The following is an 11,673-nucleotide window of genomic DNA, read 5'->3' on the forward strand; positions in this document are numbered from 1 at the left end:
CCCGTTGATCGGGAAGCCTTTTTTCACTTCAAAATGGCAAACCGTACATCCTAGCGACGGTCGTCATCGTCGCGGCCGCGGTTGCGGCGGGGCGAGGAGCCGTAGTCGCTGTCGTCGTCGTTAGGTCGATATTGATTGCGGCGGTCGGAGCCGTAGTTCTGGCTGCGGTCCTGGCTGTTGTAGTCGCCGCGCGAAGCGGAGCCGCCGCGGGCGTTGCGGTCGGAGGAATCGTACTCGTCGTTGTAGGAGCCGCCGCGCGAGCCGAAGCCTTCCCGTGAGCTGCCGCCGTAGTCGCCCCAACCATTGCCGGAGCCGCTGGTGCCGCGCCCTTCCTGCCGGCCGCCGTAGTTGCGGTCCTCCTCGCGGCTGGAAGAGCCGGCGCGGTAGCGGCGGTCGTCCTCGGGGTTAGCGCCGCGCTGCGCGTAGTCATTCAGGCCGCCGCGCTGGCCGTAGTCGTTGCCGCGGCCGGCATTCTGGCCGCTGTAGCCACCCTGGCCCTGCGAAGGGCGGTAGTCGTCGTCCTGGTTGCGGTGGCTGCCGCCGAAGCCGCTGCGGTCAGCTTCATAGCCGCGGCTGTTGCCGTAGTGCGAGCCGCCCGACGAGTTGCCGTAGTCGTTGCTGTAGCCACTGCCGCGGCCCTGGCGCGAGCCGTTGTCGTTCTGGTAGCTGCTACCGCTGTAGCGGTCCTGATTCTGATTGTATGGCTGCCGGCCGCCATAGGCGTTCTGGTCGTTGCCGTAGCCGCCCTGGTTGCCATAACCCTGGCTGCGGTAGTCGTCCGGCCGGCCCGCGTTGTACTGCTGGTTGCCCGAGCCAAAGTCGCTGCGGTTCTGGTAGCCGCCGCCCTGCGGTGGGCCATAGCTGCCCGGCGAGTGGCCGTAGTCGGGGCGCTGGCCGGGCTGGTTATAGGGCCCCTGACTGGTCCAGCTGCCCTGGCCGCGGCCGTAGTCCTGCTGGTTTTGGCCGCCTTGGTAGTGTTCTGGGCGGCCGTCGTAGTTGCGGTAAGAGTTGTGCTGGCCGTAGCTGCCACCGCCATACTGCTCGCCGCCATACTGCTGGTCGTGGCCGTAGTGGCCGTCGCCGCGGCCAGGGGTTTCGCGGTATTGGTTGCCGTAGCCGCCCTGCGTATTGCCGTAGCCCTGGCTGCCAAACTCGCCGCGGGCCGCACCGCTCCGCTGGTTTTCCTGGCGGTCGTGGTCCTGGTAGCTGCCTTGGGTGCTGTTGCCGAAGTTGCCGCCGTAAGAGTTGCGGTCGTCGCTGCTGGCTACGGGGTTGTTGCCTTTGCGGGCCGAGCCGCTGGTTTTGCTGCCCGTGGCTTTAGTTCCGGCCGGTGCCGAAGTGCTCTTTTTGCTGCTGCTACTGCTGGTTTTAGAAGCCCCCGCGCTGCTAGCTTTGCTGCTGGCCGAAGTCCCGGCTTTCAACTCGCCTGGGTTGGCGGGGCGGTTTTCGGTCCCGGCGTTCCCACCACCCACGGCCCCCTGGCCCATACTTGCTTCCGAGGCTGCCAGCGTTTCGCTCGAAACCCCAGGCCGGGCCGAGCTGCCCATTCCTGATTCCGATGCGCTGCTGCTCATGGGCATAGCGGAGCCCGCGCTGCCATTCGATTTGGCAGTGCCATGGCCCTGATCCTGATTCGCGGAATTTCTCTCTTCGTTTTTCATAGGAGTGATGGTGGGATGGTGAGGAATGGTGAAAAACAAATGCTCAAGTGCCCAAATTATACGCGCCCGAGTAAGCATTGTTTTTTTCTGCCAGAATCCTGTACAATGCCTTTCCGGGCCAGCCAGTCCGGTTTGCGCGCCGGTTTTGCCGGTCCGGCGCGGCGGCTTTTTTGCGGCTCTCCGCCCGTAGCGCCCCGAAGCGGCACCCGCTTTAAATTCCGGCGCGGGTTGCGCGCAGTTAGAAAAACGGTAGTAGTTTTACTGCATTCTTTCACCCTAATAGGTCAGAATTACGACCGCAAAAGCACGCTATGAAAACGGGCAAAGTAAAATTCTTTAATGAGTCCAAGGGCTTCGGCTTCATCGTTCAGGACGACGACAACCAGGATATCTTCGTACACCAGACCGGGCTGATTCACGAAATCCGGGAGAATGACCGGGTATCGTTTGAAGTTATCGAAGGCAAGAAAGGCCTCAACGCCGTGAAGGTGGAGCGCATTTAAGCGCAGTTGGCTGCCGCCGCTTACTCATTGCCCAAAGCCCTGGCTCCGGCCGGGGCTTTGTTGTTTTTCGGCCGGGCCAAGTAGACCGCCAGGCTCATCCGGCACGGAGCTTTAGCAGAGCCGATTCGGCAAATCAAGGCGTGCTACCCCACCAGCAGAAGTCGTGCGCTGGCAATTTTCGATTTCCCGGCCTTGGCAAGTGGAAAATAAATATACCTTTACTCCATCCTTTCACTCCCATCAAGCAGTTGTATGAGCACCGGTACCATCAAATTTTTCAATGAAACCAAAGGCTTTGGCTTCATCACCCCCGACGGCGGCGGTGAGGACATTTTCGTGCACGCTACCGGCCTCATGCAGCCCGTGCGCGATGCCGACAAAGTTGAATTCGAAGTGCAGGAAGGCAAAAAAGGCCTCAATGCCGTTAGCGTGCGTCTGGTAAACTAGCTTTCGCATTCCCTCGTCCCCGACTCTGTACGAGTCGGCCGGGCACAAAAAAACCTCCCCGACTACGGCCGGGGAGGTTTTTTTGTGCTTGCGCGAATTCTATGGAGCGGCCTTCGCCACCCGCACGCCCACGGCCATGATGCCGGGCAGCTGATCCTGGCGCATGTACTGCTCCAGCATAATCTTGTAGGTGCCCGGCTGGCGAAACTGCTGGCGTGGCAGGGCCAGAAACTGGTGGTCGTAAATATCGCCGGTGCCGCTGCCGCTGGGCTCGCCGGTCTGCGGGTCCATCAGCAGCATCTGGTGCAGCAGCTTCGAAAGCGGCTTGCCGTCGGGACCGGTCAGCGTGTGCTTCACATACAGATTGTAGTAGCCGTACATCGAGGCGTTGCGGATGTTGAAATACACATCGTAGCGCTGCGTGGTATCCGTGATGGTGAACTCGAAGGCGGGCTTCACCTGCACGGCCCACACGTTTTCATCGAGGTCGGTATTCTTCTCATATACCTGCGCGGGGTCGCAGGCGGCCAGGGCGAGCAGCAGGCTCAACGCCGGCAACAAACGAAACAGCGGGCGCATACCTTACGAAGCTGAAGGAGCTGATGGGGCCGAAGGAGCTGCGCCGCCTTCGGGCCGGGGCCAGCCGCCGCGCCGCGACGACGATGAGCGGCCGCCGCGGCTGCCGCGCTCCGAGCTGCCTTCGCCGCCCGAGCGGGCCGGATTCTCGCCACCCGCCGGGGGGTTGGCCGCGCGGGGCGGCCGGCCTTCGCCACGCGGCGGCCGGGCTTCCGGGGTGCCTTCGGGACGGGGCGCATCGGCGCGGCGGCCTTCACCGCGCCCTTCGGTGCGGCCTCCTTCGCTCCGGCCGCCGCGGTTGTTGCGGCGATTCATGGGGCGGGCGGCGGCCCCGCGGGGGCGGCGGGCTTCCTCGGCGGCAGCGCCGGCATCCGGTGCGCCGGCTTCGGCCGGAGCGGCGGGCGCTTTCGGAGCATTGCCGGTTGGGCGGCCCGACCGGGCGGGGCGCTCGGGACGCTCGGTGGCGGACCCGGCCAGCGGAGCCACGCCGGTGGCGTCGTCGGCGCGGCCTTCGCGGGTGCCGGGCTTTTTCTTGCGCTTCACGCGCTTGCCGGCTTTTATCTTGTCGTCGAGGCGGTCGAGGTTGCCTTCTACGTGGGCCGAAACCTCGGGCTCGCGCTCCTCTTCCTTCACTGGGGCCAGCAGACTTTCGGGCTTCTCGCCTTTTTTGTTTAGCTCCTGCACTTCCCGCACGCGCTCCGTGCTCAGCATCACCCAGTTGTTGTCGCCCTTGAGGGCAAACCACATGCGCTTCTTGAAGATGTCAGTTTTCTGCAGAAAGGCATCGCCCTTCTCCGTAATGAGGGGGCGCTGCACCTGCGGGATGTCTTTCAGGGCATCGAGGTAGGTATCCAGCTCGTAGTTGAGGCAGCACTTGAGGCGGCCGCACTGGCCCGAGAGCTTGGCCGGGTTCAGGCTCAGGTTCTGGTAGCGGGCGGCGGTAGTGCTCACGCTTTTAAAATCGGTGAGCCAGGTGGAGCAGCACAGCTCGCGCCCGCAGGAGCCGATGCCGCCCAGGCGGCCGGCCTCGTGGCGCAACGAAATCTGGCGCATCTCCACCCGCACCCGAAACTCGTCGGCGAGGCGCTTGATCAGGTCACGAAAGTCCACCCGGTCTTCGGCCGAGTAGAAGAACGTGGCGCGGGTGCGGTCGGCCTGGTACTCCACGTCGGAGAGCTTCATTTTCAGGCGCAGTTCTTCCACCACCGAGCGGGCCCGGAACATGGTGCCGGTTTCCAGGTCGCGCACGGCTTCCCAGCGCTCAGTATCCTGCGGGGTGGCCACGCGCAGAATGTTGCGGATGTCTTTGGAGTCGGTGGGAACCTTCTTCTTTTTCATCTGCAGACGCACCAGCTCGCCCTTCAGCGAGACGTGGCCGAGGTGCCAGCCGTTGCTGCCGGCATCCACCACCACCGCATCGCCGGTGACGAGCGGCAGGCGGCTGCTGTTGCGATAGAAGTCTTTGCGGCCGCCTTTGAAGCGGATTTCAACCATGTCGAAGCCCTGGAAGTCGCTGGGCAGCTCCACATCCTGGAGCCAGTCGAATACATTGAGGCGGGTGCAGCCGCTGCTACAGCTGCCTTTCGAGCCGCAGCCCTTGGCAGTAGTAGAACAGCCCCCACCGGAGGAACAGGAAGTGCAAGCCACGGCTTGGGGAGGATATATAGTGAAGCGGAAAAATCCGCACGGAATCGGTTATGAACAAAGATAGGAATTTAAGGTCCGGCACCGATCCTCACCCGTCGGGCAGCCGGAGCGGGCCGCAGGTTAGCGCTGTTTCCAGGTTGGGGTATCGACGGAAGTAGCGCAGGAATCCGTTGCGCCACGAGTCGCGCGAGTTTCTACTTACTGGGTCTACCACACATTAACCCGCGAAATGCTACAGTTGATTGTAGCGCAGGGCGGATAGTAATACGGTGGCACCAGAACGAGCCGATGGCAAAGCGGGCCGCTGGCTAGGCCGCACCTACCACATCAAGGAATAAGAATTGAAAATATATAATTTCATATTTATACCCAATTGAAGCCAATTCCACTTTAAAGGCAACGTATTGACTATAATTTTGTCATTTTGATAATTTAATTCGAGATGGTCATTGACATTCACAATATAAGCGCCTACCTTTTGCACATAATTCATCACTCTCTCACCAACCAACCTCTTTCCAACCCAACAAAACCCATGAAAATAAATAAACTCCTGTCTGCGGTGGCCATCTGCGCCTGTTCGGTATCAATGCTTTCTTCGTGCCAGAAGAAAGAAGAAATCAAGACTACGGAGCAGCTGTCGGAAGACACGCTGAGCCAGATTCGCCAGCTGGGCTTCGGCACCTCGGATGCCCGTAAAGTAGACGGGGGTGTAGTGGTGGAAGGTGATATTTTGCTTACCAACGAGATGCTGAGCAGCAAGCCCGACCACTCGCTGGTACGCGTGGGCCAGGATGAGCAGTACCGCACCACCAACCTGGTAGGCGGTCTGCCGCGGGTGCTGACCGTGAGTGTATCGAGCCAGTTTCCGAGCGGCTACGTGCAGGCTGCCGACGAAGCCATTCGTCGCTACAACGCACTGGGCCTGCGCATCACGATGCGTCGCATCACTTCGGGCACCGCTGATCTGCCCATCACGTATTCGGCCAACCTGGGTCCGGGCGTGCTCGGTCAGTCGGGGGGCTTCCCTTCCAATGGCAACCCGGCCCCTGGCTTCAAGCTGGCTCCGAGCGTAATTGGCAGCCGCAGCATCAACAACGTGGCCACTATCATGGCGCACGAGATGGGCCACTGCATCGGCTTCCGCCACACCGACTATTTCAACCGGGCGTATAGCTGCGGTGGTGCTTACTCCAACGAAGGTGCCAGCAGCGTAGGAGCCATCCTCATCCCCGGCACGCCTTCCGGCGCCGACCCGAACTCCTGGATGCTGGCCTGCATCGGCTCGACCGGCGACCGTCCGTTCACGGCCAACGACCAAACGGCCCTCAACTACGTGTACTAAGGCTGTCGGGCTTTCCTAAGCCAAACAAACAAAACCCCTGGTTCCTGTTGGAGCCAGGGGTTTTTCGTGGGTGGGGGGTTGTAAAGCGGTTGGGGCGTATCGATGCTTGTTCGGCGACTTTAAAGCTATAGGCCGCCAAATCTGCCCGACGGGTAGGTCTTATTGCACTATAGGGCTTACGCGCAGTCGCTCGGCAGGGCCGAGTGACAACTACACCGGAGCGGCTATGCCGCGAGCGTCCCGCGCCGTTTGGGTTCGGTATTGCTCGTTCAGGCGGCGCGGAGCAATTCGCAGCACAGCTGCTCAAAGCGTAGTCGTCGCTCAGCACAGCCGAGCGACTGCGCGTGCGCAGCAAGCCTTGTTAGTATCATTACTGAATCATCCATTACAGGATCATAATGCGGCGCACTATCCGCGGGCCGCCGGCCAGCTGGCAGTGCAGCAGATACGTGCCCGGCCGCAGCCCCTGCGTGGGAAGCTGGTTGATGAAGCCCGCGAAAGTGCCCTGCCGCAGCCACCGGCCCAGATTATCGTAGAGGTTCAGCTCGAGCGTGGTGCCCACCGGGCCGACCACACTAAGCGGCGCACCGGCGGCCACCGGCACCGGAAACACCAGAATTCCCTCACGACGCACCCGAAACACGGACTCCACCTTACTGTAAAACAGGCGGCCCCCGCTGTCCTGTAGCTCCAGTCGGTACTGGTTGTAGCCCGGCTCCGCCTCCGAATCGGTGAGCGTGAACTGAAGCTGTGCTACCGGGCGCTGGGTGAGCACGGTGCGCCAGGTGCCTTGGCTCAGGCGCTGCAACCGGAGCTGTTGGAGCCGGAACGTGCTGCCCAGCTCCACCAGCAGCTGCACGGTGTCGGCCACGGGCTGCCGGGGCAGGAAGCTGCGCACGTAGCAGTCGGCCCCTGCCGGATCCAGCGTGATGGTGGAGCCGCGCTCGGCCAGCTGGCCGCGGAATACGGGCGCTACGGCATAATAATAAGGCGCGGCGCGGGCGCTGCCGGCTAAAAGCTGCAGGGTATCGGAGGTGAGCAGCAGGGGCTCCAGCTGCGTGGCACCCAGGCGGTAGAGCTGGTACTGGGTGGCTCCGGGCACCCGCGGCCAGTAGAGCAGGGTTTCGTCGGGGCAATTATAGCCGATGCTGAGCGGCAGCGGCCGGGCCAGCGCAACCGTATCGGACACGAACGTGCCGGTGGGAGTCACCATGCGCAGCTGGGCCAGCGTGGTAGTGTCGGGGGCTAGCCAGGCAAAGGTGCGGGCAACCAGCGGCACGGCTGCCACGGGCCGCCACGCGGCGCTGCCCTGGGGCCGGTACTGAAGCTGCCCGGTAGCGGCCGGCCCCGCCCACTGCCAGCGCAGCCGGTTGAGTTGGCCGGGGCGCACGTTGCCCAGCCGGTTTGGCGTGAGCCACTCAAAGCCGCTGTTCAATTCATAGGCGATGCTGAATGCCTGCGGGCCGGCCGTCACGGCATAGCCGCGCACCAGAATCTGATACGTGCCGGGCGCGGGGGCCATCAGCGTAATCTGCTCGGCGTTGTTGAGGTGGTCGGGGCGGCGGCGGGCGGGCAGGGCCAGTGAGTCGGGGTGCGGGTAAGAGCTTAGCGTCCAGGGCAGCCAGGGGCCGCCGCTGCCGGCCAGCATCACATCCAGGTCGTTGACCAGGGCTGTGGCAGCATTAGCAGCGGCTTCCGGGTCGGTCCAGGTTAGCGTCAGCCGGAGCTGCTGGGTGCCGGGCGGCACTACCAGCGTAAACGGCACGGTTTGCCCCTGCCTTACTGTACCCTGAAAGTAGCGGCGGTCGAGCACCGTGCGCACGGCCCCCAGCGCGTCGGCCTGCCCGAAGCCGGCCACGAAATCCACTTCGGGGCGGCCGGTGTCGTCGGCGCTGGTGAGCAGGGCAGCCTTCACCAGTGCCGATGGTGGCAGCAGGCCGCCATTCTGCTCGCGGTAGGCCTGCTGCACCAGCAGGCTGATGCCCGATACCAGCGCCGCCGCGTCGGAGGAGCCGTCGTCGCCGAAGGCTACCAGCTCGGGCTTCACGCGGCCGTCGTAGGCGGGTCCGCGTGAGCTGCCGGCGGCCACCTCCCCCAGCGCATTGGTGGCACCTACGCTCAGCGTATTTTTCGACTGCTTAAACTGCCCGGTCAGGTTGGCCACGGCCGGCAGCCCCTGGTATAGGCCCGTGGGGCTGGCCTGAGTACCGGAATTGCCCGACGAAAACACATGCAGCAACGCGGGATATTGGCGGGTTTGCGCGTCGTAGGCCCGGGTTTCGAGGCCGTAGTAGTTTTCGATGCTGGTGCCGTAGGAATGGTTCTGCACGCTCACGCCGCGCTGCTGCAGCTGCGCTCCGTCGTCGGGCAGCAGGTTGGCGTAGCTGGCACTGGCGATGCGGGCCTGCCAGGCCACGCCGCGGCCCGCCGGGGCCGAGTTGCCGCCGCCCGCAATAAGCGTGGCCATAGTAGTAGCGTGCGTCGAGAGGACAATGGCGGCGGGGTCAGCCGCTACCAGCCGGCCCCGAAAGTCAATATCCGTGATGTCGAGCGGGTTTTCCTTCACCGATACCGTCAGGCCCTGCCCGGCCAGCGCGGGGTAGCGACGGTGCAGCGGCGCCACGCTGTTCACCGCGAGGTCGGCCTGGTTGAGCTGGCGCTCGTCGTGGGCAGGGCGGTTGGGCCCATCTATATACTGCACCCACGGGCAGGCCGCCAGCACTGGCAGCTGCGCAGCCGTGAGGCCCGTGAGCGTGAGAATATCGGCGGCTGCGGGGTTGGGCGAAATGGTCAGCGCCGGGAGGTTTTGCCGGGCCCAGGTTTCAAACGCTCCCCGGTTTGGCACCAGCACCCGCACTGTTTGCGGGCGGGCATCAGTAGTGGCCATCCGGCGCAGGACAGGAGCCACTTTGTCGGCGGGCAGGGCTTTTTCTAGTGTCTGGGCCAGACTTTGGCTGCCCGGCAACCCCGCAAAGCTGATGGCAAGCGCGGCCACAAAGTGCGCAAAAGAACCCAACCGGCGAAGACGCAGCATGTACCCGAACATTAGAAGAAACGGCAAAGCGCAGGGCTTTTCCTGATCTGCTAAAGATAAAAGAAAGTGTACTCGGTCCGCTCAGGCCTCACATCTTATACACCAGAATCCCGGCAGTCGTGAGCAGGTAGGCGTACTGTTCGCCCAGCAGCACCTGCCGCACCCCGGCCACAGCAAGCGGCAGCGTGCGCTCAGCGAGGGTGTAGAGGTGGAAGAAACTGACTTTGCCCTCCGTTAAGTAATACAGCTCGTCGCCGCGGAAGCCGATGGTGCTCAGGCCGGTGAAGGGCAGCTTTTTGCGGTAGTTGCCCAGATTATCAAACACAAACACGCCGCTGGTGCGGTCGAGCAGGTAGAGGTTGTTCTGGTACTGGCGCAGGAAGCTAAAATCGGGTTTGGAGCGGCCAATAATCAGGTCGAGCGGGGTGCTGAGGGTGAGGCGCTGGGGCGTGGGGTCGAATTGGCGCAGCGTCAGGTCGCTTTCGTTGAACAGCCAGAGCCGGTCGTCGGGGGCCAGCGTAGCGGTCCGGATCTGGCCGTCCATAAAGTCGGTGAGGCGCACCTGGGTGATGGGGGCCATGAACCGGTCGAGCAGCAGTACCTGCTGGCGGTCGTCGTAGAAAACCAGGATTTTGGACGTGTTCCAGGCCTCAATCTGAGCCGTGTGGCCGGGCTGGGGCGGCGAGTACACGTTCAGCTGCTGCCCATCGGCCCCGTACTGATGAATGTTGTCCTGCTCATCGGCCACATACAGATTGCCGCGCCGGTCAAGCGAAGCCGCGCCGGGCTGGCGTAGCGCAATAGTGCGCACCAGCGTCCAGCCGTTGGCATCAGGCACCACGGCCGCACCAGGATTTTTGGCATCCAGCGGTGTGGAAGCAACCGGCGCGACTTTGGAAGCCGGAGCCACGGAGCCCGCCGCCGGCACCGTCGTCTGGGCCACGGTGAGTAGTGAGTAGAAGTTGGTTAGCAACGTCAGCAGCAAAAGCTTCCGCCCCCAATTCATCATTCTTAATTCAGAATTCAGAATTCTACCGCTGCTCAAAGTGCCGCAAAGCCAGGTCATGTCCATCGTATACGGCGTAGGAGCAATAATTGACCCACTCGCCCAGGTTCAGGTAGCGGCTGCCAGGCCCCACGGGCACATCGAGCGGCAGGTGGCGGTGGCCGAACACGTAGTAGTCGTGGTGGTGGCGCTGCTCCAACTCGCGGCAGTACACCAGCAGCCACTCATCATCGCCGAAATACTGCTCATCGGCCACGGCATTCTGGATGCGGCTGCGGCGGCTCCAGGCATTGGCCAGCCCGATACCGAAGTTGGGGTGCAGCCGCGCAAACAACCACTGCGCCACCGGCGAAGCGAAAATCTGCTTCAGTACCTTGTAGGTATGATCCTTCGGCCCCAGCCCGTCGCCGTGCCCGATATGGAACAGCTGCGGCCCGATGCGCTGGCTTACCGGCTCGCGCAGAATCGGAATGTTCAGTTCTTTGGTGAAGTAGTCGAACATCCACATATCGTGGTTGCCGGTGAAAAAGCTGACCGGAATGCCCGCGTCCGTCAGCTCGGCCAGCTTGCCCTGCAGCCGCACGAAGCCCCGCGGAATGGCGTGCTTGTACTCAAACCAGAAGTCGAAAATATCGCCCACCAGGTACACGGCCGCCGCATCGGGCGCAATCTGGTCCAGCCACCGCACGATTTTGCGCTCCCGCTCCGCCGAGCTGGCCGCGTCGGGAGCCCCCAGATGGAAATCGGACGCGAAATACACCCGGCGGCCGGGCGGCAGCGCGAGGTCAGGCAGTTGCTTCAAGCGCGTCTTCGTCATCCAGTAAAAACAACACGATGCTGCGCGGGCCGTGGGCACCGAGCACCAGCGTTTTCTCAATGTCGGCCGTGCGGCTCGGGCCGGTGGTCAAGGAAATCATGGAGGGCAGCTTGTCGCCGTAGCGCTGCTGCACCGTGCGCAGCCCGTCGCCGATGTCGGCCACAATCTGGGAGGTGCGGGCCAGCACCAGGTGCTGATCGGGGTATATGCTGAGGCGGCGGCCGCTGGCGCTGGCCGCACTCACCAGCACGCTGCCGGTGCGGGCCACCAGGGCCTCGCAGGTAGTCAGGCCCGCGTCGGCGTGGTCAAGCCAGCCGGTTTCATCGCTCACAAAGCCGATACCGCCGGCGTGGAGCAGCTTTTTCAGCTCCGGCTCCCACACGTAGAGGCTGTCGAGGCTTTTCTCCTTTTTGTAGGTAAAAAGCTGGTCGTAGAAATGCTCCTCGGAAGTGCAGTAGTAGAATACGCCGCCGCTGCGCACGAAGCTTTCGGCAAACGCCACGGCTAGCTCGTCGGTGGCAGGCGCAAACACCGGGCCCGCGAAATCGGGGGCTGCCGGCTGGGGCGCTGGCTGCCGCAGGGCCTCACGGATGCGGCGGAGAACAAGGTCGCGGGAAGATTCGGCCATAATGGGCAA

The 11,673-nt window shown here is 63.1% G+C and carries 10 protein-coding genes; 3 read left to right on the plus strand and 7 right to left on the minus strand.

Features of this window, described 5'->3' with window-relative positions; translation table 11 throughout:
• Positions 1-50 precede the first annotated feature (50 nt).
• On the minus strand, positions 51-1,661 hold the full coding sequence (locus tag BUB62_RS04370; protein WP_143164023.1) for a hypothetical protein: 1,611 nt from the start codon (positions 1,659-1,661) through the stop codon (positions 51-53).
• A 311-nt stretch (positions 1,662-1,972) separates the two neighbouring features.
• Here BUB62_RS04370 and BUB62_RS04375 point away from each other — a divergent pair, with 311 nt between their 5' ends.
• A complete protein-coding gene (locus BUB62_RS04375) occupies positions 1,973-2,164 on the plus strand; it encodes a cold-shock protein (RefSeq protein ID WP_073106644.1) in 192 nt (63 codons plus the stop codon).
• A 252-nt stretch (positions 2,165-2,416) separates the two neighbouring features.
• A complete protein-coding gene (locus BUB62_RS04380) occupies positions 2,417-2,611 on the plus strand; it encodes a cold-shock protein (RefSeq protein WP_073106647.1) in 195 nt (64 codons plus the stop codon).
• A 99-nt stretch (positions 2,612-2,710) separates the two neighbouring features.
• Here BUB62_RS04380 and BUB62_RS04385 read toward each other — a convergent pair whose 3' ends face one another.
• Both BUB62_RS04385 and BUB62_RS04390 read right to left on the minus strand, forming a co-directional pair.
• Positions 2,711-3,190 (minus strand): gliding motility lipoprotein GldH, encoded by a 480-nt coding sequence (locus tag BUB62_RS04385; RefSeq protein ID WP_073106649.1) that lies wholly within the window; start codon positions 3,188-3,190, stop codon positions 2,711-2,713.
• Between the two features lie 3 nt (positions 3,191-3,193).
• Positions 3,194-4,834 (minus strand): PSP1 domain-containing protein, encoded by a 1,641-nt coding sequence (locus BUB62_RS04390; RefSeq protein ID WP_317041373.1) that lies wholly within the window; start codon positions 4,832-4,834, stop codon positions 3,194-3,196.
• A gap of 589 nt (positions 4,835-5,423) precedes the next feature.
• On the opposite strand from BUB62_RS04390, the gene BUB62_RS04400 reads away from it, so the two are divergent.
• Positions 5,424-6,179, plus strand: a complete 756-nt coding sequence (locus BUB62_RS04400) for a M57 family metalloprotease (RefSeq protein ID WP_234988627.1) — start codon at positions 5,424-5,426, stop codon at positions 6,177-6,179.
• 385 nt (positions 6,180-6,564) lie between these two features.
• Here the strand turns inward: BUB62_RS04400 and BUB62_RS04405 are convergent, their stop codons facing one another.
• From BUB62_RS04405 to BUB62_RS04420, 4 genes are all read right to left on the minus strand, one after another.
• Positions 6,565-9,213 (minus strand): S8 family serine peptidase, encoded by a 2,649-nt coding sequence (locus tag BUB62_RS04405; protein WP_159437403.1) that lies wholly within the window; start codon positions 9,211-9,213, stop codon positions 6,565-6,567.
• An 88-nt stretch (positions 9,214-9,301) separates the two neighbouring features.
• Entirely contained in the window at positions 9,302-10,198 is an 897-nt protein-coding gene (locus BUB62_RS04410) for a hypothetical protein (protein WP_159437404.1), read from the minus strand.
• Between the two features lie 46 nt (positions 10,199-10,244).
• Positions 10,245-11,036, minus strand: a complete 792-nt coding sequence (locus tag BUB62_RS04415; protein WP_073106663.1) for a UDP-2,3-diacylglucosamine diphosphatase — start codon at positions 11,034-11,036, stop codon at positions 10,245-10,247.
• On the minus strand, positions 11,005-11,664 hold the full coding sequence (locus tag BUB62_RS04420; protein WP_073106666.1) for a LutC/YkgG family protein: 660 nt from the start codon (positions 11,662-11,664) through the stop codon (positions 11,005-11,007). The genes BUB62_RS04415 and BUB62_RS04420 overlap by 32 nt, the downstream gene beginning before the upstream one ends.
• Between the last annotated feature and the right edge of the window lie 9 nt (positions 11,665-11,673).

The organism is Hymenobacter daecheongensis DSM 21074 (assembly GCF_900141805.1).
GTDB lineage: Bacteria > Bacteroidota > Bacteroidia > Cytophagales > Hymenobacteraceae > Hymenobacter > Hymenobacter daecheongensis.